General features: G+C 50.8%; 19 protein-coding genes and 2 pseudogenes. 15 read left to right on the forward strand and 6 right to left on the reverse strand.

The genetic code is table 11. From position 1 onward, the window contains the following. The first annotated feature begins 36 nt into the window (after positions 1-36). Complete coding sequence (gene pitB / locus ACUU1I_RS05530) at positions 37-1,536, forward strand: inorganic phosphate transporter PitB (protein ID WP_000933274.1); 1,500 nt, start codon at positions 37-39, stop codon at positions 1,534-1,536. A 48-nt stretch (positions 1,537-1,584) separates the two neighbouring features. Here pitB and ACUU1I_RS05535 read toward each other — a convergent pair whose 3' ends face one another. Then, positions 1,585-2,277 carry a dTMP kinase gene (locus tag ACUU1I_RS05535; protein ID WP_001190781.1) on the reverse strand — a complete coding sequence of 231 codons (693 nt, stop codon included), beginning with the start codon at positions 2,275-2,277 and terminating at the stop codon, positions 1,585-1,587. Positions 2,278-2,450: 173 nt separating this feature from the next. Here ACUU1I_RS05535 and ACUU1I_RS05540 point away from each other — a divergent pair, with 173 nt between their 5' ends. The 7 genes from ACUU1I_RS05540 to lptG are packed head-to-tail and all read left to right on the forward strand — an operon-like array spanning position 2,451 to position 8,922. Next, positions 2,451-3,164: a dTMP kinase gene (locus tag ACUU1I_RS05540; protein ID WP_001076236.1), complete on the forward strand. Its 714-nt coding sequence runs from the start codon at positions 2,451-2,453 to the stop codon at positions 3,162-3,164. Between the two features lie 31 nt (positions 3,165-3,195). Beyond that, positions 3,196-3,954 (forward strand): hypothetical protein, encoded by a 759-nt coding sequence (locus ACUU1I_RS05545; RefSeq protein ID WP_000339534.1) that lies wholly within the window; start codon positions 3,196-3,198, stop codon positions 3,952-3,954. Between the two features lie 45 nt (positions 3,955-3,999). Then, a complete protein-coding gene (locus tag ACUU1I_RS05550) occupies positions 4,000-5,349 on the forward strand; it encodes a lipopolysaccharide biosynthesis protein (RefSeq protein ID WP_000896845.1) in 1,350 nt (449 codons plus the stop codon). Beyond that, positions 5,349-6,173, forward strand: coding sequence for a hypothetical protein (locus ACUU1I_RS05555; RefSeq protein WP_000984979.1), 825 nt, complete (start codon positions 5,349-5,351; stop codon positions 6,171-6,173). The genes ACUU1I_RS05550 and ACUU1I_RS05555 overlap by 1 nt, the downstream gene beginning before the upstream one ends. An 11-nt stretch (positions 6,174-6,184) precedes the next feature. After that, positions 6,185-6,745: a YtfJ family protein gene (locus tag ACUU1I_RS05560; protein WP_005070884.1), complete on the forward strand. Its 561-nt coding sequence runs from the start codon at positions 6,185-6,187 to the stop codon at positions 6,743-6,745. A gap of 30 nt (positions 6,746-6,775) precedes the next feature. Continuing rightward, positions 6,776-7,846 carry an LPS export ABC transporter permease LptF gene (lptF, locus tag ACUU1I_RS05565; protein ID WP_000779647.1) on the forward strand — a complete coding sequence of 357 codons (1,071 nt, stop codon included), beginning with the start codon at positions 6,776-6,778 and terminating at the stop codon, positions 7,844-7,846. Then, the gene (gene lptG, locus ACUU1I_RS05570; RefSeq protein ID WP_001100482.1) at positions 7,843-8,922 is read left to right on the forward strand and encodes an LPS export ABC transporter permease LptG; all 1,080 of its coding nucleotides are present in this window, start codon (positions 7,843-7,845) and stop codon (positions 8,920-8,922) included. The genes lptF and lptG overlap by 4 nt, the downstream gene beginning before the upstream one ends. A gap of 35 nt (positions 8,923-8,957) precedes the next feature. On the opposite strand, the gene spt is transcribed toward lptG, so the two are convergent. From spt to ACUU1I_RS05590, 4 genes and pseudogenes are all read right to left on the reverse strand, one after another. Next, positions 8,958-10,130, reverse strand: a complete 1,173-nt coding sequence (gene spt, locus ACUU1I_RS05575) for a serine palmitoyltransferase (protein WP_000524976.1) — start codon at positions 10,128-10,130, stop codon at positions 8,958-8,960. Then, positions 10,130-10,378, reverse strand: coding sequence for an acyl carrier protein (locus ACUU1I_RS05580; RefSeq protein WP_000248099.1), 249 nt, complete (start codon positions 10,376-10,378; stop codon positions 10,130-10,132). Before ACUU1I_RS05580 ends, spt begins: the two co-directional genes overlap by 1 nt. Positions 10,379-10,410: 32 nt before the next feature. After that, the gene (locus ACUU1I_RS05585; protein WP_001077169.1) at positions 10,411-11,325 is read right to left on the reverse strand and encodes an NAD-dependent epimerase/dehydratase family protein; all 915 of its coding nucleotides are present in this window, start codon (positions 11,323-11,325) and stop codon (positions 10,411-10,413) included. Then, positions 11,322-13,010 (reverse strand): annotated as a pseudogene (locus ACUU1I_RS05590) (fatty acyl-AMP ligase). The gene ACUU1I_RS05585 and the pseudogene ACUU1I_RS05590 overlap by 4 nt, the downstream one beginning before the upstream one ends. A 403-nt stretch (positions 13,011-13,413) precedes the next feature. Here ACUU1I_RS05590 and yghO point away from each other — a divergent pair. Then, positions 13,414-14,556, forward strand: a pseudogene (gene yghO / locus ACUU1I_RS05595) (protein YghO). Positions 14,557-14,679: 123 nt separating this feature from the next. Here yghO and glcC read toward each other — a convergent pair. Then, the gene (gene glcC, locus ACUU1I_RS05600) at positions 14,680-15,450 is read right to left on the reverse strand and encodes a transcriptional regulator GlcC (protein ID WP_005070876.1); all 771 of its coding nucleotides are present in this window, start codon (positions 15,448-15,450) and stop codon (positions 14,680-14,682) included. 245 nt (positions 15,451-15,695) lie between these two features. Here glcC and glcD point away from each other — a divergent pair, with 245 nt between their 5' ends. The 6 genes from glcD to glcA all read left to right on the forward strand — a co-directional run bounded on the left by glcD (position 15,696) and on the right by glcA (position 24,120). Next, complete coding sequence (gene glcD, locus ACUU1I_RS05605) at positions 15,696-17,195, forward strand: glycolate oxidase subunit GlcD (RefSeq protein WP_000026136.1); 1,500 nt, start codon at positions 15,696-15,698, stop codon at positions 17,193-17,195. Then, entirely contained in the window at positions 17,195-18,247 is a 1,053-nt protein-coding gene (gene glcE / locus ACUU1I_RS05610; protein ID WP_000943079.1) for a glycolate oxidase subunit GlcE, read from the forward strand. The genes glcD and glcE overlap by 1 nt, the downstream gene beginning before the upstream one ends. 10 nt (positions 18,248-18,257) lie before the next feature. Next, the gene (gene glcF / locus ACUU1I_RS05615; protein ID WP_001194824.1) at positions 18,258-19,481 is read left to right on the forward strand and encodes a glycolate oxidase subunit GlcF; all 1,224 of its coding nucleotides are present in this window, start codon (positions 18,258-18,260) and stop codon (positions 19,479-19,481) included. Positions 19,482-19,485: 4 nt separating this feature from the next. Beyond that, complete coding sequence (locus tag ACUU1I_RS05620; RefSeq protein WP_000853256.1) at positions 19,486-19,890, forward strand: GlcG family protein; 405 nt, start codon at positions 19,486-19,488, stop codon at positions 19,888-19,890. A 21-nt stretch (positions 19,891-19,911) separates the two neighbouring features. Beyond that, positions 19,912-22,083 (forward strand): malate synthase G, encoded by a 2,172-nt coding sequence (glcB, locus tag ACUU1I_RS05625; protein WP_000084121.1) that lies wholly within the window; start codon positions 19,912-19,914, stop codon positions 22,081-22,083. Positions 22,084-22,437: 354 nt separating this feature from the next. After that, positions 22,438-24,120 (forward strand): glycolate permease GlcA, encoded by a 1,683-nt coding sequence (glcA, locus tag ACUU1I_RS05630; protein WP_000259306.1) that lies wholly within the window; start codon positions 22,438-22,440, stop codon positions 24,118-24,120. The last annotated feature ends 1,310 nt before the right edge of the window (positions 24,121-25,430 follow it).

Raw genomic sequence — 25,430 nt, forward strand, 5'->3', positions numbered from 1 at the left:
GTCCGTTCGTAAATTCAAAATGGCGTAATCTAATATATGCTAAATTTATTTGTTGGCCTTGATATATATACGGGGCTTTTGTTATTACTTGCTCTGGCATTTGTGTTGTTCTACGAAGCAATCAATGGTTTTCATGACACGGCGAATGCGGTGGCAACCGTTATTTATACTCGTGCCATGCAGCCACAACTTGCTGTGGTGATGGCGGCATTTTTTAACTTTTTTGGCGTGTTATTGGGCGGACTTAGCGTTGCCTATGCCATTGTCCATATGTTACCAACCGATTTGTTGCTGAATATGGGGTCAACTCACGGTCTGGCGATGGTCTTTTCCATGCTGCTGGCGGCGATTATCTGGAACCTGGGAACGTGGTTCTTTGGTTTACCGGCCTCCAGTTCGCACACCTTGATTGGTGCGATTATCGGCATCGGTTTAACCAACGCGCTGTTAACCGGCTCATCGGTGATGGATGCGTTAAACCTGCGTGAAGTAACCAAAATTTTCTCCTCGCTGATTGTTTCCCCTATCGTCGGCCTGGTCATTGCGGGTGGTCTGATTTTCCTGCTGCGCCGTTTCTGGAGTGGGACGAAAAAGCGTGACCGTATTCACCGCATTCCGGAAGATCGCAAAAAGAAAAAGGGCAAACGTAAACCGCCATTCTGGACGCGTATTGCGCTGATTGTTTCCGCTGCAGGCGTGGCGTTTTCGCACGGCGCGAACGACGGGCAGAAAGGGATCGGCCTGGTAATGCTGGTACTGGTGGGGATTGCCCCTGCTGGCTTCGTCGTCAATATGAATGCGTCCGGCTATGAAATTACCCGTACCCGCGATGCCGTTACCAACTTCGAACACTACCTGCAACAGCATCCTGAACTGCCGCAGAAGTTGATTGCCATGGAACCTCCATTGCCTGCAGCATCGACTGATGGCACGCAAGTAACAGAGTTTCACTGTCATCCGGCAAATACCTTTGATGCGATTGCGCGCGTTAAAACGATGCTGCCAGGCAATATGGAAAGTTACGAGCCGTTAAGCGTGAGTCAGCGCAGCCAGCTGCGCCGCATTATGCTGTGCATCTCTGATACCTCCGCGAAGCTGGCGAAACTGCCAGGCGTCAGTAAAGAAGACCAGAACCTGCTGAAGAAACTGCGCAGCGATATGTTAAGCACCATTGAGTACGCTCCGGTGTGGATCATCATGGCGGTAGCACTGGCGCTCGGCATTGGCACCATGATTGGCTGGCGTCGTGTAGCGATGACCATCGGTGAGAAGATTGGTAAGCGCGGCATGACGTATGCGCAAGGCATGGCGGCACAAATGACGGCGGCAGTGTCTATCGGCCTTGCCAGTTATATTGGGATGCCTGTCTCCACAACACACGTCCTCTCGTCTGCGGTAGCAGGGACGATGGTGGTGGACGGCGGTGGGTTACAGCGTAAAACGGTAACCAGCATCCTGATGGCGTGGGTGTTTACTTTACCGGCGGCAATTTTTCTTTCTGGTGGGCTGTACTGGATAGCATTGCAGTTGATTTAACCTTCCTGAAAATGCCCGGTCCTGGCGATCGGGCATTTCCATTTTTGACTAGTGATAACCACGCGCGGTCATAAAATCCGTAATCGCTTTTTCTGCATCAACCAACACCTGTTCCAGAGGCTGATTGGCATCGATATCAACCAGTTGTGCACCACCAAAGGTTAACTGTGGCGTTATGGCAATCTTCCTCGCCAGCGATTCCCGTTTATGGTCGGGTTTACGTGCACAGGCAACTTCAAGGTCAACATTGAGTTTGATGACCAGATCAGGCTTATGGCTCGCCATCCAGTGAAACGCTTTACGTTCCTGGCTTGCCAGCCATGAGACAAAACGACCACCTTCAACGTTAGGTGGGAACACCGTACCATCGTAAGCGCCAGGAATTTGGTCCTGAGGATAACGGTCGGTTAGAACAATTAACCCGCGACGACGACAGGCAAGCATATGACGAAAGCGCAGTAAGCGACGGGCGACAAACGCTGTAATTACCAGCGCCGGAACTGGTCCAGGCAATTTTTTTGCTGTTTTCACCTGATTTCGTTCAATTGTTTTATGTAAGGATTTTCCCATCAAAGGTAATTTTGTCACTGCACGACCGACATTTCCGGCCTGTTTTCCTAAATGAACTCTTTCGGCAGCACCATATTTTTCGACAACGGTAATAAGATGTTCACACACCGTTGACTTGCCTGAACCATCGCTACCAATAACGGCAATTAATGGAGGTGTTATTGACTGCATGAATATATCCTTTAATTTAAATATCCATTAAAAATATTTATTTGGTTAATATGTTTTTATGAAAGCGTAATTCAGGTCAATGTCACAATTAACCATTGTCACAATAAGGTTGAACGGATATTCTGAGCACGGACCACGTAATATTCAATACATTATTTACTGCCGGGTTTTTCGTGAATCAACGTAATATGTCAATAATTAATTCCACGCCAGTGCGTGTTATTGCCATTGTAGGATGTGATGGTTCAGGTAAATCGACCCTCACGGCAAGCCTGGTAAATGAACTGGCAGCAAGAATGCCAACAGAACACATTTATCTCGGGCAATCGTCCGGGCGAATTGGCGAATGGATTTCACAGCTCCCTGTTATTGGCGCACCTTGTGGGTGTTATCTGCGAAGTAAAGCGGCACATGTACACGAAAAGCCCTCAACACCGCCTGGCAATATTACTGCGCTGGTTATCTATCTGCTTTCCTGCTGGCGGGCGTACAAGTTTCGCAAAATGTTGTGTAAAAGCCAGCAAGGCTATCTGCTCATCACCGACCGCTACCCGCAGGTTGAAGTGCCGGGTTTTCGCTTTGATGGCCCGCAATTGGCAAAAACCACGGGCGGTAACGGTTGGATAAAAATGTTAAGGCAGCGCGAGTTGAAGCTGTACCAATGGATGGCGTCTTATTTACCCGTATTGTTGATTCGTCTTGGCATTGATGAACAAACCGCGTTTGCGCGTAAACCTGACCACCAACTGGCAGCGTTACAGGAAAAAATCGCCGTTACGCCGCAACTGACATTCAATGGCGCCAAGATCCTTGAACTGGATGGTCGGCAACCAGCCGATGAAATTATGCAAGCGTCACTACGCGCAATTCACGCCGCGCTTTCCTGATCACCAAAATGGATAGGGGATGATTTAACGAATGGATGCACTACAAACACAAACTGTTAATAGTACAACCGCGCCGCAGCCCAACTACATTCCGGGGCTGATTGCGGTGGTCGGGTGTGATGGCACCGGTAAATCCACGCTGACCACCGACCTGGTGAAATCGCTGCAACAACACTGGCAAACCGAGCGCCGCTATCTGGGGCTGCTCTCCGGCGAAGACGGAGACAAAATCAAACGATTGCCGTTGGTTGGCGTCTGGCTGGAACGGCGACTGGCGGCCAAATCCTCGAAAACCCAAAGCATGAAAACCAAATCTCCGGCGCTATGGGCGGCGGTGATTATGTACTGCTTCTCGCTGCGAAGAATGGCGAATCTACGCAAGGTTCAGCGACTGGCGCAAAGTGGCGTTCTGGTGGTCAGCGATCGCTTCCCGCAGGCTGAAATTTCGGGCTTTTATTATGACGGACCGGGGATCGGCGTCGAACGTGCGACCGGGAAAATCAGCATGTTTCTGGCGCAGCGCGAACGGAGTTTATACCAAAAAATGGCGCAATACCGTCCTGAATTAATCATTCGTTTGGGGATTGATATTGATACTGCCATCTCCCGCAAGCCTGACCATGAGTATGCCGAGCTGCAGGACAAAATCGGCGTCATGTCGACGATTGGCTATAACGGCACAAAAATTCTTGAGATTGATTCCAGAGCGCCCTACAGCGAAGTGCTGGAACAGGTACAGAAGGCGGTTTCTCTGGTTGCCATCGTTTCTGACCGCCGAAGTTTAACTTAAGGCTGGCGGGATATTTTTTACTATCAACGATAAGGTCAGGCTGAATTGGCTGGTTTTAACATCAAACATTGGTTTGCAGATGGCGCGTTTCGCACCATTATTCGCAATAGCGCCTGGTTAGGCTCCAGTAATGTCGAGAGCGCCTTGCTGGGGCTGTTGGCGCTCTCGTGTGCCGGTAAAGGGATGACGCCCGCCATGTTTGGTGTACTGGTGATTGTGCAATCGTACGCCAAGTCGATCAGCGATTTTATTAAGTTTCAGACATGGCAGCTGGTGGTTCAGTACGGAACGCCAGCCTTGACCAACAATAATCCGCAGCAATTTCGCAATGTCGTCTCATTTTCCTTCTCGCTGGATATCGTCAGCGGCGCGGTGGCGATTGTCGGCGGCATTGCCTTACTGCCATTCCTTTCCCATTCATTAGGTCTGGATGACCAAAGCTTTTGGCTGGCGGCGCTGTATTGCACGCTCATTCCTTCAATGGCTTCCTCCACGCCGACCGGCATTCTGCGTGCGGTAGATCGCTTTGATTTGATTGCTGTACAGCAGGCGACGAAACCTTTTCTGCGCGCAGCGGGGAGCGTCGCAGCCTGGTATTTTGACTTTGGTTTTGCGGGTTTTGTTATTGCCTGGTACGTGTCGAATCTGGTTGGCGGCACCATGTACTGGTGGTTTGCCGCGCGCGAATTACGCCGTAGAAATATCCATAACGCCTTCAAATTGAATCTGTTTGAGTCTGCCCGACACATTAAAGGCGCGTGGAGTTTTGTCTGGTCAACCAACATTGCCCACTCCATCTGGTCGGCGCGTAACTCGTGCAGCACAGTGTTGGTGGGGATCGTGTTAGGACCCGCTGCCGCTGGGTTATTTAAAATCGCCATGACATTCTTCGACGCCGCCGGAACGCCAGCGGGTTTGCTGGGTAAAAGTTTTTACCCAGAGGTGATGCGTTTAGATCCGCGCACCACCAGACCGTGGTTGTTAGGTGTGAAGTCCGGTTTACTGGCGGGCGGAATCGGTATTCTGGTGGCGCTCGCGGTGTTGATCGTCGGCAAGCCGCTCATTTCGCTGGTGTTTGGCGTTAAGTATCTCGAAGCGTATGACCTGATTCAGGTGATGCTGGGCGCAATTGTGATTTCGATGCTGGGCTTCCCGCAGGAGTCATTGCTATTGATGGCGGGAAAACAGCGCGCTTTTCTCGTGGCGCAAACCATCGCCTCAATCGGCTACATCGTATTGCTGTTCATGTTCTGTCATCTGTTTGGTGTGCTGGGAGCAGCGTTTGCTTACTTCGGTGGGCAATGTCTGGACGTGGCGCTCTCGTTAATTCCAACCTTAAAGGCATTTTTTCAGCGCCATTCCTTGCTTTATAACGCAGCCGGAGAGAAATCCTGATGATGAGAAAATATTTCCCGCTTGAGGCGAGCGAGCGTCTATTTGTTGCGATTGAAGAAGATGATGTCGTTGATGCACAGGTTAGTTTGCCGCCGACTATTGCACTAAGTTGTACCACCGAAATCATTCATGATAATTACGCGTTATGCCTGCAATTCTGGCTCAATGGCGTTGATCGTCAGGAATTACTGCGTTTAGTTCGCAAACAAGCCAAAGGCGATGAGCTGACTGCTGATGAGCGCAAACAATTTAAATACATGCGAGCGCGCTACAAGCACCTGCGTTTTGCGCAACGGCTGTATTTAAAGAAGCATCAGGCCGGATTTTTATTCGGCAAAACGACCGTTTTTCTGGGGCGTTTTCAGGACGGCTTTCGTAACGGTAAGAAAAATATTGTGTCGTATTACGGCAACCTGTTACGGATTTATTTAAGCTCTCCGGTCTGGTCGTTGGTGAACTATTCATTACGCCATAGCCAGTTAGAAAGCGTAAGCAGTTTTATTGCCTATCGGCAAAAGCAAATGCATACCCTGAAAGAGATTATTGCCAAACCGCGACTAACCGGCAGGGAATTTCATGATGTGCGAAAAATCATCAGCCAGCAGGTTTCTTATTACGACACCTTAAGATCGCTTGATCCTGAAAATAAAGAGGCGTTACAGATTTCCCGTTTCCTCGCCGCCATTAATGGCCTGATGGGAGATAAACACGACGACATGGTGGCGGATGATATGGAAAACCGCCAGTCGTATTATGCACCGTTGGCGCTGGATAGCGATATTTGTCAGCGCTTAGAGCTGCTGATTTCGCGTTTTCCGCTATAGCCGGAGCAATGATGTCATCTCGTTTGATTATTGCGTTGATTATCATGCTCTTAGCCCCGGGTGTGCAGGCACACAATTTCGTCACTGGCAAAACGGTTACCCCTGTTTATATCCAGGAAGGCGGCGAGCTGCTTCTGAATAGCGACGACGAAATTCACTACCAAAAGTGGAACAGCACACAATTAGCGGGAAAAGTCCGCATTATTCAGTATATCGCCGGGCGTAAGTCGGCGAAGAAAAAGAACTCACTGTTAATTAAAGCTGTTGAAGCGGCAAACTTTCCGCAGGATCGTTTTCAGCCCACCACCATTGTGAACACCGATGATGCCATCTTTGGTACTGGCTATTTTGTTGTTGGCAAAATCGAAAAAAATAAACGCCGCTATCCGTGGGCGCAATTCGTTATTGACGGCAATGGACAGGGACGCGTTGCCTGGCGATTGCCGGAGCAGAGTTCAACCATTCTGGTGCTGAATAAAGCCGGGCAAATTCAGTGGGCAAAGGACGGCAGCCTGACGCCGGAAGAGGTAGATCATGTCATTGCGTTGGCGCAGAAACTGAGCAATGAATAAAAAACTCAAAGGATTGAGGGCGTTAGTGAGATGAAGCTGGTTGAACACTACATCATGCGTGGTACGCGCCGTCTGGTGCTGATTATCGTCGGTTTTCTGATCTTTATTTTCGCCAGCTACTCCGCACAGCGTTATCTGACCGAAGCGGCAAATGGGACATTAGCTCTTGATGTTGTGCTGGATATCGTTTTCTACAAAGTACTGATTGCACTGGAGATGTTGTTACCTGTTGGTCTGTATGTGTCAGTTGGCGTGACGCTAGGGCAGATGTATACCGACTCGGAAATTACCGCTATCTCTGCGGCGGGGGGCAGTCCGGGACGCTTGTACAAAGCCGTTCTTTATCTGGCGATACCGCTAAGTATTTTTGTCACCCTTCTGTCGATGTATGGTCGTCCGTGGGCTTATGCGCAGATTTATCAACTGGAGCAGCAGTCGCAGTCGGAGCTGGATGTTCGCCAGTTGCGGGCAAAGAAATTTAACACTAACGATAACGGACGAATGATCCTTTCGCAGACGGTTGATCAGGATAATAATCGCCTGACTGACGCGCTGATTTATACTTCTACTGCCAATCGAACCCGTATTTTCCGCGCCCGTTCGGTTGATGTGGTTGACCCATCACCCGAGAAACCGACCGTTATGTTGCACAACGGCACTGCCTATCTTCTCGATCATCAGGGGCGTGACGACAACGAACAGATCTACCGTAATCTGCAATTACATCTGAATCCGCTGGATCAAAGCCCGAACGTCAAACGCAAAGCGAAATCGGTCACGGAGCTGGCGCGCTCCGCCTTTCCTGCCGATCATGCCGAACTGCAATGGCGACAAAGCCGTGGCCTGACCGCATTGTTGATGGCGCTGCTGGCCATTTCATTAAGTCGGGTAAAACCGTGGCAAGGGCGATTTTCAACGTTATTGCCACTGACGTTGCTGTTTATTGCCATTTTTTATGGCGGCGACGTCTGCCGTACACTGGTGGCTAACGGCGCGATTCCCCTCATTCCTGGTTTGTGGTTAGTGCCCGGACTCATGCTAATGGGCCTGCTGATACTGGTCGCACGTGACTTCTCTTTGCTGCAGAAATTTTCCCGATGAATGTTTTCAGTCGCTATTTAATCCGTCATCTCTTTCTCGGTTTTGCCGCCGCTGCAGGGCTATTGCTGCCGCTTTTTACCACCTTCAACCTGATTAACGAACTGGATGGTGTCAGCCCGGGCGGTTATCGCTGGACTCAGGCGGTGCTGGTGGTGCTAATGACCTTACCGCGCACACTGGTCGAACTTTCGCCGTTTATCGCGTTATTGGGTGGTATTGTTGGACTGGGGCAGTTATCGAAAAACAGTGAGCTTACCGCCATTCGCAGCACGGGGTTTTCTATCTTCCGTATTGCACTGGTGGCGCTGGTTGCCGGGATATTGTGGACTGTTTCGTTAGGCGCGATAGATGAGTGGGTGGCGTCGCCATTGCAGCAACAGGCGTTGCAAATCAAATCGACCGCCACCGCGTTGGGGGAGGACGATGACATTACCGGCAATATGCTGTGGGCCAGGCGTGGTAATGAATTTGTGACAGTGAAATCGCTGAACGAGCAGGGCCAGCCGGTGGGCGTGGAGATATTTCATTATCGCGACGATCTCTCGCTTGAATCCTACATTTATGCACGCAGTGCCACCATTGAAGACGACAAAACGTGGGTCCTGCATGGTGTGAATCATAAAAAATGGCTGAATGGCAAAGAAACGCTGGAAACATTAGATAATCTTGCCTGGCAATCGGCCTTCACCAGTATGAATCTTGAAGAGTTATCAATGCCGGGGAATACTTTTTCTGTCCGTCAGCTTAATCATTACATCCATTATTTGCAGGAAACCGGGCAACCCAGCAGCGAATACCGCCTTGCTCTGTGGGAAAAACTGGGGCAACCCATCCTGACCCTGGCGATGATTTTGCTGGCTGTGCCGTTTACCTTTAGTGCCCCGCGTTCGCCTGGGATGGGTAGCCGTCTCGCTGTAGGCGTCATCGTGGGCTTACTCACCTGGATCAGCTATCAAATCATGGTTAATCTGGGATTGCTATTTGCGTTAAGCGCACCTGTTACCGCGCTCGGTTTACCGGTAGCGTTTGTGTTGGTGGCGTTGAGCCTGGTGTATTGGTATGACAGACAACATTAAACCCGCCGTGGCGCAAACACCACGGCGGGCTCACATTACTGCTTCAGAGTAGCAAATGCCTGAATGATGGCATCGATTTGCTCACGACTGTGGGCAGCATTTACGCTACAGCGCAGCAGCGTGATGCCTGCAGGCGCGGCAGGCGGCAGGATAAGATTCACATACACGCCCGGCGAGATAAGCTCGCGCCAGATGCGTAAACCTTCCTCTTTCGAACCGATTATTACTGGCACTACCGGGCTAATATGTGAACTTAACTCATAACCCAGTTTTTGCAGACCGTCATACAGATGGTTGGCGTTATCCATCAGCTTTTGCCGCAGCTCTGGTTGTGTGGCAATAGTTCTTAACGACGAGCGCACGGTCGCAATGCAGGACGGAGAAGGAGAGGCGGTAAAAATATACGGGCGGCTGCCGTAGCGCAGCACTTCCATCGCTTCCGAACCGACAGCAAAACCGCCAATCGAGGCCAGACTTTTACTGAAAGTACCAACGATAATATCCACATCATCTTCAACGCCGACAGCTTCAGCCAGTCCGCGCCCCGTTGCGCCTAACACGACAAACGAATGCGCTTCATCGACAATCAAATAACCACCGAGACGACGTTTGATATCAACAATTTCCGCCAGCGGCGCAACGTCACCGAGCATGCTGTAGATGCCCTCAACGATGATAATCGCCTCTTTCGCCCGTTCACCGAGGCGAACCATGCGCCGTTCCAGATCTTTAGCATCGTTATGGCGGAAACGAATAATTTCCGCGCCACCGAGAGAACAGGCGTCATAAATACTGGCGTGGCTGTCGGCATCCAGTAACACCACGGCGTTATGGTCGGCAAGTGCGCTGATGACGCCTAAATTAGCGGTATAACCGGTTGAAAAAACGATAGCGGTAGGGCGATTGAAAAACTCGGCAATCTCTTTCTCTAACGCCAGGTGCGGCGCATAACTGCCGTTTGCCATACGAGAACCGGTGGTGCCGGTGCCTTGGGCCGCTAACGCGGCCTGACCTTCGCTGATGGCATCATGATTAAAGGTTAAACCGAGATAATTATTGGTCCCGGCCAGAATCACTTTTTTATTGCCGATCCGGCCTTCGGTGGCGGAATACACTTCATCAATACAGGTGCCAAACGGTGTTAACCCGTTGTCACTAAATTGCAGACGCTCGCCAGCAAGGCGCGCATATTTATCGTATAGCCCCATTATTTATTCTCCAGCCATGGAAGTAGAGTTTCCATTAATTGCGCAGGGGGTTTGACATTCAGCAGAATATTAATAGGAATGGAAATATCGAATCTGTCTTCCAGCATCATTAAGAGATCCATCACTTTGATCGACTCCAGGCCAAGATCGTTGACGAGATCGCTGTCGGGCTTAATTTCCACACCGTTTTCGACCAAATCCTGTAAACAGGAAAGGATGTAATCCATTACTATTTCACGATTTACCATAGAAACGTTAACACACCTTTAAAACAAGACAATCAAAATAGCCCGTTGCGTAATGCGTGTTCCAGGCTAATCCCGGGAAACCAATTGATATCTTCAGAAATACGGTTATTACTTGCCGACCAGTCGGCGTGGGTTAATTCACGAATTTTCGAGCGGGTCAGCATAGGTTCTTTACCTGCCAGGCGACTCAACGCGGTACTGATATCCGCAAGGCCTGTGAGTACCGGCAGAGGAATGTCAACCATTCGCACGGAACCACAACGGGCTTTGGCGGCAAGCTGTCGTACGCGTTGCCAGTCATAGCCACCGGCGACGCCATCGCATAATTCATAGGTTTGCGTCTGTACAGTTTCGGCGCTTAACCACTGACCCACTGCTTGCGCAAAATCGGTGACGTGAAGAAAAGAGAGTTGTGTATCTGGCGCACCAAGTCGTGGCAGCAGGCCGCGTAGCATCCAGTCAAACAGCGGTTTTAACTCTTTATCGCCGGGACCATACACGGCTGTCGGGCGAAAAACGCCCAGCGTAATTTCGTCCGCCATTGCTGCCAGTCGTTGCTCGGCGACGTATTTGGATTTTGCATACCAGGAGAGCTCGGGATGGCGCGCCGCCAGCGAAGAGATAAACAGAAAACGTTGGCAAAAGCCGCTCTCTTTTGCTGCTTGCATCAGGCGCAGGCTGCCGTCAACGTTACAGCGGGTGAAAATCTCTTCTTTGTGCCCGCGCACTTGCCCGGCGCAATGGACCACTACGCTGGCTCCGGCAACCAGCTCGCTAAGTGAATGAGTATCTTCCAGCGAACCGCGCACCCAGGTGAGATTATCATTGACGTGAGCGCGGGCAGTACGCGTCAATGCGCGAACGTGAAAGCCGCGGGCGAGCAGGTTATCGATAATATATTTACCGATAAACCCGGTAGCGCCCGTCACCGCGACAGTTTGATTCATGCCAGGGATTCCTGCACATTAAGACTGGCAGCATAAGCCTTCTGATAACGTTTTTTCGCTTCCGCACGGGCAGGCTTGCCGGAGGACGTTCGGGGAATACTGTGGGGCGGCAACAGATCGATAGCCGCGGTCACGCCAAATTCGCTTTGGATCCGTGCCGCCAGCGCGTGGATAAGCTGCCCGCGACGTTCTTCGTCGCTGATCCGACACTGGATCTGCAAAATGATTTTTTCCTGGGCGGTAACAAAAGCAATCGCATCGCCAGAATGAATTTCCGGTTCCTGTTCCGCTATATATTCAATATCCTGCGGCCAGATATTACGGCCACGAATAATAATCAGATCTTTAATGCGTCCGGTGACATACAGATAACCGTCCAGCAGATAACCGAGGTCGCCGGTGTCTAACCAGCCCGTCGCGGCAATCTCGTCTTGCGAAACCTGGTCGCCAAAGTAACCGCTCATCAGACTGGGACCGGAGATGCAAATATGGCCTACCACACGTTCCGCGACCGGCATACCTGCTTCATTGCGGATTTCAATACCATGTTCCGGCAACGCTTTGCCGCAGTTGACGAAAGTCGATACGGCGCGTGTCTCTGCACCCGGCGCGACGGCTTTACCCTGATATTCGAGGATGTCGCGATCCACTTCGTTAACCACAACCCCGGAGGCTTCATCAGAGAAGCTGACAGCCAGCGCATTTTCTGCCAGTCCGTAGCACGGCATGAAAGTTTTATTGTCAAAGTTAACCTGACGGAAACATTCAGCGAATTGATGGAGTTGTTCTGCGGAGATCGGCTCAGCACCAATACCAGCGACGCGCCAGTAGGAAAGATCCAGTTCAGCGAGATCTTTTTCATTCACGCGGCGTTGGCACAATTCATAGCCAAACGGCGGCGCAACGGAAACGGTGCCGCGATTTTTACTGATCAATTTAAGCCATTGCAAAGGACGCATGGCAAAATCCTGAGTGCGCAAATAATCTACTGAAAGTTGCGTGGCGACGGGGGGCAGGAGAAAGCCGACCAGTCCCATATCATGGTAGAAAGGCTGCCAGGAGACGCAGCGGTCGCTAGGGCGTAATTTAATGCCATCGTGGCTTATAGCACGTAGATTAGCCATCACTTCGCGATGGGTGATAATGACGCCACGGGGAAAACGGGTGCTGCCGGAGGTGTACTGGAGGTAGGCGATATCGTTCGGAACTGGACGCTGGAGCGCAACATCGGCTTCCGGTAATGCCTTAAACCAAGCGTGGCTTAAAACATGTAATTCGGGGTTGTTATGCGTCGCGGCATTGACCAGTGGCAACTACTCATCACCAGTGATAATGGCTGCGGGCTGGCAACTTGCCAGTAAACCCTAGAGTTTGGCGCTCCAGGAATCCCGCTGACCGACGCCCATTGGAATCGCCAACGGGAAGGCGACTAAGCCAGCATACTGACAGGCAAAAAAAGCCTCTACAAACCCGCTACTCGTTTCGGCAATCAGCGCCACGCGTTCGCCTTTTTTCAGGTTCAGCGATAACAACCGCTTCGCACCAGCTTCGGCACGCGTTTTTAATGTCTGATATTCCAGTTGATCTTCAAGTTGGCAACGTCTGTCATAAAAATTCATTCCGGCTCTACTCAGAGCGGCGTAGTCCAAAGCATCAACCAGCGTTGGAAAATCGGCATAGCGCATAGGTAGGGAATGCGTAAAGATTTTATTAGACATATACACCACGAAAAAATTGGATATCAAAAATAAAATGACAATAATGCGGTGGATTATATAGGCATAAAAGATAAATGAGATAGTATTTTCATCGGTGTGAAAATGAACATTGATTTAAATAATGAGTTTGAGTTTTTTATTTTTATTATGAATGATATTTAATTTATGAATATATTAAGAAGAAGCCTTGTCCGGTCGCCTTAAATCGACAAAAGGCATTGAGGCGTTTCTGTGTAGCCTCTGACCTTATCATAATCATTAATTAATACTATTTATTCGTCGTTTGTATTCATTGAGTTGATTATTAAGATGCCGCTCGTTGCTGTTGCAACCTGTTTTTCACCATTAATTATTTGTTATCCACAGAGATATGGAATGCGATCTGCTGATGATTAAAATTGAAAAAGTAATTAATAAAAATGACCTTAAGGCATTTATCGCTTTTCCGTCATCACTTTATCCCGACGATCCAAACTGGATACCCCCTTTATTCATTGAACGCAACGAGCATTTGTCTGCGAAAAATCCGGGGACGGACCATATCATCTGGCAGGCGTGGGTGGCAAAAAAAGCGGGGCAGATAGTTGGGCGTATTACCGCGCAAATAGATACCTTGCACCGTGAGCGTTACGGTGAAGATACCGGTCATTTCGGCATGATTGACGCCATTGATGATCCGCAGGATTTTGCCGCGTTGTTTGGCGCAGCGGAAGCGTGGTTGAAGTCACAAGGTGCAAGTAAGATCAGCGGGCCTTTCAGCCTGAATATCAATCAGGAAAGCGGATTACTGATTGAAGGTTTTGACACACCACCCTGTGCGATGATGCCACACGGCAAACCGTGGTATGCCGCGCATATTGAACAACTGGGTTATCACAAAGGCATTGATTTACTGGCGTGGTGGATGCAGCGAACCGATCTCACTTTCTCTCCGGCGCTAAAAAAACTGATGGATCAGGTGCGCAAAAAGGTGACCATTCGCTGCATCAATCGTCAGCGGTTTGCCGAAGAGATGCAGATCCTGCGTGAGATTTTCAACTCTGGCTGGCAGCACAACTGGGGATTTGTGCCGTTTACCGAACATGAATTCGCGACCATGGGCGACCAACTTAAATATCTGGTGCCGGACGATATGATCTACATCGCTGAGATTGATTCTGCACCCTGCGCGTTTATTGTCGGCTTGCCTAACATCAACGAGGCGATTGCCGATCTGAACGGATCGCTCTTTCCCTTCGGCTGGGCAAAATTGCTGTGGCGTTTGAAAGTCAGCGGTGTGCGAACTGCGCGAGTACCGCTGATGGGCGTGCGCGACGAGTATCAGTTCAGCCGCATCGGCCCGGTGATTGCGCTGTTATTGATTGAAGCCTTACGCGATCCGTTTGCCCGCCGGAAGATCGATGCGCTGGAGATGTAATGGATCCTCGAAACCAATACAGGCATGAATAACATGCTGGAACGCATTGGGGCGGAGCCGTACAAGCGTTACCGATTGTATGAAAAGCAAATTTAATACCAGATCCTGTTTAGCGCAGGGGCGGTCATTCGGGAGAGGGTATAGATGAACAGATTTAACACCAGATCCTGTTAAGTGCAGGGGCGGTCCCCTCGCCTTGGGGATAGGGTAAAACTCTGCTCACATTCCCACCTTGTTCATCTCCAGCGGCACCGCCGAGCGAATCAAATGGTGGCCTTCCAGCTCGATATCGTGGAGATTCTTTTTCACGGTCCGTACATGATCGCGCGCTGCGCGCTGAGCGACGTGCGGCAGCCGCTGCAACACCGCGTTGTAGATCCGCGCATGCTGGCGATCGATCTGCTTTTTTTGCTGTGGTCGATGGTAGAGATTATTTACGCTGGCAAACACTGAATTAAACATCAGATCGGTCAATGATTGCAGCGTAAACACCAGCACCTGATTGTGAGAAGCCTGACAAATGGCGAGATGGAAAGCGTGATCCAACTGCGCATGTTCGATCAGCGAAATCTCTTTGTGGTTCTCACTGGCGGCGAGCATTTTTTCATAACAGCGGGTTATCACAACAAAATCAGCCTGCGTTCCCAGCGTTGCCGCCAGCCTTGCCGATTCGCCCTCCAGTAATGCGCGAACGTCGAGCAGATCGTACAGCGTTCGCGGCTGCGTACTGAACAGATGGATCAGCGGGCTGGTGTCCTGCACCCGATTAAGCCGTGCGACATGAGAATCGCGACCCTGCGCCGTTTCAATAATCCCGCGCCCGCGCAGCACGGTCAGCCCTTCACGCAGTGCGGAGCGTGAGAAGCCGAGCTTTTCACACAGTCGACGTTCCGAGGGAAGCGGCTGACCGACCTTCAGTACGCCGTCGATAATTAACCGTTCGATACTCTCTGCAACCACTTCGCAAATAGGGCGACGTTCATCTTTCATTCCCGGACCTCGTGCACAGGTAGGACCAATTTTTCTGTTCTTAACTCGCAAAACACGCACATCACGCAAGTGATTATGTTACATCAATTTAACATTAAGTTAACCAAGACAAGGTCACAGAGCTGGAAAAAAAATGGTCTGACCGGTAGCTAAAGAGATAGACGAAAACGAAAAGCCCGCTTAATAACTGTTCACAGAAGCAGCGCGCAAAAATCAGCTGCCACACAACAAAGCGAAGCCTACTCATGAGCATCTTGTACGAAGAGCGTCTTGATGGCGCTTTACCCGATGTCGACCGCACATCGGTACTGATGGCACTGCGTGAGCATGTCCCTGGACTTGAGATCCTGCATACCGATGAGGAGATCATTCCTTACGAGTGTGACGGGTTGAGCGCGTATCGCACGCGTCCATTACTGGTTGTTCTGCCTAAGCAAATGGAACAGGTGACAGCGATTCTGGCTGTCTGCCATCGCCTGCGTGTACCGGTGGTGACCCGTGGTGCAGGCACCGGGCTTTCTGGTGGCGCGCTGCCGCTGGAAAAAGGTGTGTTGTTGGTGATGGCGCGCTTTAAAGAGAGCCTCGACATTAACCCCGTTGGTCGCCGCGCGCGCGTGCAGCCGGGCGTATGTAACCTGGCGATCTCCCAGGCCGTTGCGCCGCATAATCTCTATTACGCGCCGGATCCTTCCTCACAAATCGCCTGTTCAATTGGCGGCAATGTGGCGGAAAATGCCGGTGGCGTCCACTGCCTGAAATATGGTCTGACCGTACATAACCTGCTGAAAATTGAAGTGCAAACGCTGGACGGCGAGGCGCTGACGCTGGGATCGGACGCGCTGGATTCACCTGGTTTTGACCTGCTGGCGCTGTTCACCGGATCGGAAGGTATGCTCGGCGTGACCACCGAAGTGACGGTAAAACTGCTGCCGAAGCCGCCCGTGGCGCGGGTTCTGTTAGCCAGCTTTGACTCGGTAGAAAAAGCCGGACTTGCGGTTGGTGACATCATCGCCAATGGCATTATCCCCGGCGGGCTGGAGATGATGGATAACCTGTCGATCCGCGCGGCGGAAGATTTTATTCATGCCGGTTATCCCGTCGACGCCGAAGCGATTTTGTTATGCGAACTGGACGGCGTGGAGTCTGACGTACAGGAAGACTGCGAGCGGGTTAACTACATCTTGTTGAAAGCGGGCGCGACTGACGTCCGTTTGGCACAGGACGAAGCAGAGCGCGTACGTTTCTGGGCCGGTCGCAAAAATGCGTTCCCGGCGGTAGGACGTATCTCCCCGGATTACTACTGCATGGATGGCACCATCCCGCGTCGCGCCCTGCCTGGCGTACTGGAAGGCATTGCCCGTTTATCGCAGCAATATGATTTACGTGTTGCCAACGTCTTTCATGCCGGAGATGGCAACATGCACCCGTTAATCCTTTTCGATGCCAACGAACTTGGTGAATTTGCCCGCGCGGAAGAGCTGGGCGGGAAGATCCTCGAACTCTGCGTTGAAGTTGGCGGCAGCATCAGTGGGGAACATGGCATCGGGCGAGAAAAAATCAATCAAATGTGCGCCCAGTTCAACAGCGATGAAATCACGACCTTCCATGCGGTCAAGGCGGCGTTTGACCCCGATGGTTTGCTGAACCCTGGGAAAAACATTCCCACGCTACACCGCTGTGCTGAATTTGGTGCCATGCATGTGCATCACGGTCATTTACCTTTTCCTGAACTGGAGCGCTTTTGATGCTACGCGAGTGTGATTACAGTCAGGCGCTGCTGGAGCAGGTGAATCAGGCAATTAGCGATAAAACGCCGCTGGTGATTCAGGGCAGCAATAGCAAAGCCTTTTTAGGTCGCCCAGTCACCGGGCAAACGCTGGATGTGCGTTGTCATCGCGGCATTGTTAATTACGACCCGACCGAGCTGGTGATAACCGCTCGTGCCGGAACGCCGCTGGTGGCGATTGAAGCGGCGCTGGAGAGCGCCGGGCAAATGCTTCCCTGTGAGCCGCCGCATTATGGTGAAGAAGCCACCTGGGGCGGGATGGTCGCCTGCGGGCTGGCGGGGCCGCGTCGCCCGTGGAGCGGTTCGGTCCGCGATTTTGTCCTCGGCACGCGCATCATTACCGGCACTGGAAAACATCTGCGTTTTGGTGGCGAAGTGATGAAAAACGTTGCCGGATACGATCTCTCACGGTTAATGGCCGGAAGCTACGGTTGTCTTGGCGTGCTCACTGAAATCTCAATGAAAGTGTTACCGCGACCGCGTGCCTCTCTGAGCCTGCGTCGGGAAATCAGCCTGCAAGAAGCCATGAGTGAAATCGCCGAGTGGCAACTCCAGCCATTACCCATTAGTGGCTTATGTTACTTCGACAATGCGTTGTGGATCCGCCTTGAGGGCGGCGAAGGATCGGTAAAAGCAGCGCGTGAACTGCTGGGTGGCGAAGAGGTTGCGGGTCAGTTCTGGCAGCAATTGCGTGAACAACAACTGCCGTTCTTCTCGTTACCAGGTACCTTATGGCGCATTTCATTACCCAGCGATGCGCCGATGATGGATTTACCCGGCGAGCAACTGATCGACTGGGGCGGGGCGTTACGCTGGCTGAAATCGACAGCCGATGACAATCAAATCCATCGCATCGCCCGCAACGCTGGCGGTCATGCGACCCGCTTTAGTGCCGGAGATGGTGGCTTTGCCCCGCTATCGGCTCCTTTATTCTGCTATCACCAGCAGCTTAAACAGCAGCTCGACCCTTGCGGCGTGTTTAACCCCGGTCGCATGTACGCGGAACTTTGAGGAGCAGGCTATGCAAACCCGATTAACCGAAGAGATGCGGCAGAACGCGCGCGCGCTGGAAGCCGACAGCATCCTGCGCGCCTGTGTCCACTGCGGATTTTGTACCGCAACCTGCCCAACCTATCAGCTTCTGGGCGATGAACTGGACGGGCCGCGCGGGCGCATCTATCTGATTAAACAGGTGCTGGAAGGCAACGAAGTCACGCTTAAAACACAGGAGCATCTCGATCGCTGCCTCACTTGCCGCAATTGTGAAACCACCTGTCCTTCTGGTGTGCGCTATCACAATTTGCTGGATATCGGGCGTGATATTGTCGAGCAGAAAGTGAAACGCCCACTGCCGGAGCGAATGCTGCGCGAAGGATTGCGCCAGGTAGTGCCGCGTCCGGCGGTCTTCCGTGCGCTGACGCAGGTAGGGCTGGTGCTGCGACCGTTTTTACCGGAACAGGTCAGAGCAAAACTGCCTGCTGAAACGGTGAAAGCTAAACCGCGTCCGCCGCTGCGCCATAAGCGTCGGGTTTTAATGCTGGAAGGCTGCGCCCAGCCTACGCTTTCGCCCAACACCAACGCGGCAACTGCGCGAGTGCTGGATCGTCTGGGGATCAGCGTCATGTCAGCTAACGAAGCAGGCTGTTGTGGCGCGGTGGACTATCATCTTAATGCGCAGGAGAAAGGGTTGGCACGGGCGCGCAATAATATTGATGCCTGGTGGCCCGCGATTGAAGCAGGTGCCGAGGCAATTTTGCAAACCGCCAGCGGTTGCGGCGCGTTCGTCAAAGAGTATGGGCAGATGCTGAAAAACGATGCGTTATATGCCGATAAAGCGCGTCAGGTCAGTGAACTGGCGGTCGATTTAGTCGAACTTCTGCGCGAGGAACCGCTGGAAAAACTGGCAATTCGCGGCGATAAAAAACTGGCCTTCCACTGCCCGTGTACCCTACAACATGCGCAAAAGCTGAACGGCGAAGTGGAAAACGTGTTACTTCGTCTTGGATTTACCTTAACGGACGTTCCCGACAGCCATCTGTGCTGCGGTTCAGCGGGAACATATGCGTTAACGCATCCCGATCTGGCACGCCAGCTGCGGGATAACAAAATGAATGCGCTGGAAAGCGGCAAACCGGAAATGATCGTCACCGCCAACATTGGTTGCCAGACGCATCTGGCGAGCGCCGGTCGTACCTCTGTGCGTCACTGGATTGAAATTGTAGAACAAGCCCTTGAAAAGGAATAAAAAAATGAAAACTAAAGTCATTCTTAGCCAGCAAATGGCGAGTGCAATTATTGCCGCAGGTCAGGAAGAGGCGCAGAAAAATAACTGGTCTGTTTCCATTGCTGTTGCCGATGACGGCGGTCATCTGCTGGCGTTAAGTCGCATGGACGATTGCGCGCCGATTGCGGCTTACATCTCCCAGGAGAAAGCGCGTACCGCCGCGCTGGGGCGTCGTGAAACTAAGGGCTATGAAGAGATGGTGAACAACGGACGTACCGCGTTCGTGACTGCGCCGTTACTGACGTCGCTGGAAGGCGGCGTACCGGTTGTTGTTGATGGGCAAATTATTGGTGCCGTGGGCGTTTCTGGTTTAACCGGAGCACAGGATGCGCAGGTCGCGAAAGCGGCAGCAGCGGTGTTGGCGAAATAAGCGAAAACGAGGAGAGAAACAATGAGTCAAACCATAACCCAGGGCCGTTTACGCATTGACGCCAATTTTAAACGTTTTGTGGATGGAGAAGTTTTGCCGGGCGTGGAACTGGACGCTGCTGCATTCTGGCACAATGTTGATGAGATCGTTCACGATCTGGCACCAGAAAATCGTCAGTTGCTGGCAGAACGCGATCGCATTCAGGCGGCGCTTGATGAGTGGCATCGCAGCAATCCGGGGCCGGTAAAAGATAAAGCGGCCTATAAATCTTTCCTTCGTGAACTGGGCTACCTGGTGCCGCAACCGGAGCGCGTGACGGTGGAAACCACGGGCATTGACAGCGAAATCACCAGTCAGGCGGGGCCACAGCTGGTGGTTCCGGCAATGAACGCCCGCTACGCGCTGAACGCGGCGAACGCTCGCTGGGGCTCACTGTACGATGCGTTATACGGCAGCGACATCATCCCGCAGGAAGGGGCGATGGTCAGTGGCTACGATCCGCAGCGCGGTGAGCAGGTTATCGCCTGGGTTCGACGTTTCCTCGATGAATCACTACCGCTGGAAAACGGCAGCTATCAGGATGTGGTGGCGTTTAAGGTGGTCGATAAACAATTACGCATCCAGTTGAAAAATGGTAAAGAAACCACGTTACGTACTCCAGCACAGTTTGTCGGTTACCGTGGCGATGCCGCTGCGCCGACCTGCATTTTGCTGAAAAATAACGGCCTGCATATTGAACTGCAAATTGATGCCAACGGGCGGATTGGCAAAGACGATCCGGCGCACATCAACGATGTTATCGTCGAAGCTGCTATCAGTACCATTCTCGACTGCGAAGATTCGGTCGCGGCGGTTGATGCGGAAGATAAAATCCTGCTGTACCGCAATCTGCTGGGCCTGATGCAGGGGACTCTGCAAGAGAAAATGGAGAAAAACGGTCGGCAAATCGTACGTAAACTGAATGACGATCGTCAGTACACCGCCGCCGATGGCTCTGAAATTTCTCTGCACGGACGCTCGTTGCTGTTTATCCGCAACGTGGGTCATTTGATGACCATTCCTGTGATTTGGGACAGCGAAGGCAATGAAATCCCGGAAGGTATTCTTGATGGCGTCATGACTGGCGCGATTGCCCTCTATGATTTAAAAGTGCAGAAAAACTCGCGCACTGGCAGCGTCTATATTGTGAAACCGAAAATGCACGGTCCGCAGGAAGTGGCGTTCGCCAACAAACTGTTTACCCGCATTGAGACAATGCTCGGTATAGTACCGAATACCCTGAAAATGGGCATTATGGATGAAGAACGCCGGACCTCGCTGAACTTGCGGAGCTGTATCGCTCAGGCGCGCAACCGCGTGGCGTTCATCAATACCGGTTTCCTCGACCGTACCGGCGATGAAATGCATTCGGTGATGGAAGCTGGCCCGATGCTGCGTAAAAACCAGATGAAATCGACGCCGTGGATCAAAGCCTACGAACGTAATAACGTGCTTTCCGGTCTGTTCTGTGGGCTGCGCGGTAAAGCGCAAATCGGTAAAGGCATGTGGGCAATGCCGGACCTGATGGCAGACATGTACAGCCAGAAGGGCGACCAACTGCGTGCCGGGGCAAACACAGCCTGGGTTCCGTCACCAACCGCTGCTACGCTCCATGCGCTGCACTACCACCAAACCAACGTACAGAGCGTGCAAGCCAACATTGCCCAGACCGAGTTCAATGCTGAATTTGAACCGCTGCTGGACGATCTGCTGACTATTCCGGTGGCTGAAAACGCTAACTGGTCGGCGCAAGAGATCCAACAAGAGCTGGATAACAACGTGCAGGGGATTCTGGGGTACGTGGTGCGTTGGGTGGAGCAGGGGATTGGTTGTTCAAAAGTGCCGGATATTCACAACGTGGCGCTGATGGAAGACCGCGCAACGCTGCGTATCTCCAGCCAGCATATCGCCAACTGGTTACGTCACGGTATTCTGACCAAAGAACAGGTGCAGGCGTCGCTGGAGAATATGGCGAAAGTGGTTGATCAGCAAAATGCTGGCGATCCGGCTTATCGTCCGATGGCGGGGAATTTCGCTAACTCGTGTGCTTTTAAAGCTGCCAGCGATTTAATCTTCCTCGGCGTGAAACAGCCAAACGGTTATACCGAACCGTTATTACACGCCTGGCGTTTACGCGAAAAAGAAAGTCATTAATAGCGTCAAAAAAGCCCCGGCAAGTTTTATTGTCGGGGCTATGATAGTAACTGCGGTAGTACATTTATCCCGGAAATAACCGGAGCGATTATCAGGGTTTAACAATATTAAATACCCGTAGCGCATTACTAGCGGGCCTAAAACAACAATATGGACATCTTAACGATACTCTGCGCCTGCGTGTGCGGAACAGAAACCCTTACCCGATATACTTGTTATGCCAGAGGTAGCAATTGCGTTAGCGGCGTACTGTTGCTGTAAAGTATAACGCCTATATTTTACAGTTCAGTCCTCTTTTGCTTATTACAACCTTAAGTATATCAAGCATATAAAGATAATAAGAGACTGAACAATATGGTTACCTGGACCCAAATGTATATGCCGATGGGAGGACTGGGGCTATCCGCTCTGGTCGCCCTGATCCCGATAATATTCTTCTTCGTTGCACTCGCGGTATTACGTCTGAAAGGACATGTCGCTGGAGCAATAACCCTTATATTATCTATCCTGATTGCGATATTCGCCTTTAAAATGCCGATTGATATGGCATTTGCTGCTGCGGGCTATGGCTTTATTTATGGATTATGGCCAATTGCGTGGATTATTGTCGCGGCGGTGTTCCTGTATAAATTAACCGTTGCCAGCGGGCAGTTCGATATTATCCGCAGCTCGGTTATCTCCATCACCGACGATCAGCGTTTGCAGGTGTTACTGATTGGTTTCTCCTTTGGTGCGTTGCTGGAAGGAGCGGCTGGCTTTGGTGCGCCGGTGGCGATTACCGGTGCGCTGCTGGTGGGCCTGGGCTTCAAACCGTTATACGCGGCGGGGCTGTGTCTGATTGCCAATACTGCGCCGGTGGCGTTTGGTGCGTTGGGCGTGCCGATTCTGGTCGCCGGTCAGGTAACGGGAATCGATCCGTTCCACATTGGCGCAATGGCGGGACGTCAGTTACCGTTCCTGTCGGTTCTTGTGCCGTTCTGGCTGGTAGCAATGATGGACGGCTGGAAAGGGGTGAAAGAGACGTGGCCAGCGGCGCTGGTTGCTGGGGGAAGCTTCGCTGTCACTCAGTTCTTTACCTCTAACTATATTGGTCCGGAACTGCCGGATATTACTTCGGCGCTGGTGAGTATCGTCTCACTCGCTTTATTCCTTAAAGTCTGGCGGCCGAAAAATACCGAAACGGCAATCAGCATGGGGCAATCCGCAGGTGCGATGGTGGTAAATAAGCCATCTTCTGGCGGTCCCGTGCCTTCAGAATATAGTCTGGGGCAAATCATTCGTGCGTGGTCACCGTTTTTAATCTTAACGGTGCTGGTCACCATCTGGACCATGAAGCCGTTTAAAGCGTTATTTGCTCCGGGCGGCGCGTTTTATTCACTGGTGATTAATTTCCAGATCCCTCATTTGCATCAACAAGTGTTGAAAGCGGCACCCATTGTCGCCCAACCAACGCCAATGGATGCGGTGTTTAAATTCGAACCTCTCTCGGCTGGCGGCACCGCTATTTTTATTGCGGCGATTATCTCTATCTTCATCCTCGGCGTGGGCATCAAGAAAGGGATTGGCGTCTTTGCCGAAACGCTAATTAGTCTGAAGTGGCCGATATTGTCGATTGGCATGGTGCTGGCATTCGCCTTCGTCACCAACTATTCCGGCATGTCCACCACGCTGGCGCTGGTACTGGCAGGTACAGGCGTGATGTTCCCGTTTTTCTCACCGTTTCTCGGCTGGCTGGGCGTATTCCTTACCGGGTCGGACACTTCTTCAAACGCCCTGTTTGGTTCACTGCAATCGACCACGGCGCAGCAAATCAACGTCTCTGACACTCTGCTGGTGGCAGCAAATACCAGCGGCGGCGTAACTGGCAAGATGATCTCCCCGCAATCTATCGCCGTGGCCTGCGCCGCGACGGGCATGGTGGGCCGAGAATCTGAACTGTTCCGCTACACCGTGAAGCACAGTCTGATTTTTGCCGGCGTTATCGGCGTTATCACCCTGCTGCAGGCGTATGTGTTTACCGGGATGTTAGTCTCGTAAATCAATAAAGCCGGATGAAGGTAAATATCACCCGGCTTTCCATTTGTCTGCCGTTTATCTCGCCAGGGAACCGTTTTTACGATTGGCTTCTTTATACGTAGTCTCCGTTTCACGATGCGAATTGTTTAATATTTATACAACTTGGCTTCTGTGCTGGTTATAAAGTACCCACTTTCATGAGATCAATTTTAGTATGTTATTACATTGCTTCATCTGTTGCTTTCATGACGAATGGCGTTTTTTCTCTTATTTATATTTTTCACTAGAACAATGAGTAGATCAAAATTCCCAAAACTCCCAAAAACATAAGATTATTCGCAAAGCTGATTTTGCAGAATAATGAGAACTTTTAAGATTTGTCGAGGATCAATTTTAAGCAATTTATCTCCACTTGTTACATAAAAGATGCCGTTAGGTTAATAAGTTAATCTTGCTATAACAGTGTTCGTTACTGCCTATTAATAAAGATATTTGGGATAGGGTAACGTGGATGAGGATTCGAAATCATCCGTCTTGCGGAAAGTGAAATGTTGGCAGATGTTAATATTATGTATGTATTTTAACTCCAACAACACACCAATCATTTTGTTAGAAATAAGAAAATTTATGGTTAAATAATTTGGTGATTATGAAGCATTAAATCGTAATGCCAAATATTGTTCGCTTTGGAGAGTATTATTGCCTGTTTGTGTCTGTTGAGCAGAAAAATCATCTGAATTTGAATACTTTTATTAGGCGCGAAGAAATGAAAAAATCATTAAAATCATTAATTTATATGAATATTTCAGAGTTGGAGTTCGAATGTTGACACCTGAGTATTTCCTGCTAAAAATAGCCCTGCTTTACGGATGGTTGTATTGCAATAACACGAAAGTAGTAAGAGATTAAAGGTATCTGTCAGCGATAACTCTGCAAGTGATGACATTTTGTAAACCAAATAATGTAAATCAGCAATGTATCTTTTCACTTAATTATAACAAATGTGGTATTCACTAAGAATCTGATACGAGCTTACATCACGACTATTTTAGTCTCATCGCGGGATACAGGGATGCACCGATGGATCTCAGCACACCGTAATGCAATACCTGAACAAATAGAACAGTAAAGTGGTTCAGTATTAATGAAAGCTCTTATTTTCCGTTGGGAAAACTTAAAATAGATGAGAAGGCTTTTTGATTTCTTATGTGATCTCATTTCGAGTATTGAGAAATTTGTGATTTTTAAATTTTTCAATAAGCCCTGTAAGGGATTGGGGTTTTATGAGAAATAAAGAGACGTATTGTCTTTGTTTAAACGGTACGTAAATT

Source organism: Shigella sp. SIG3, assembly GCF_053555855.1.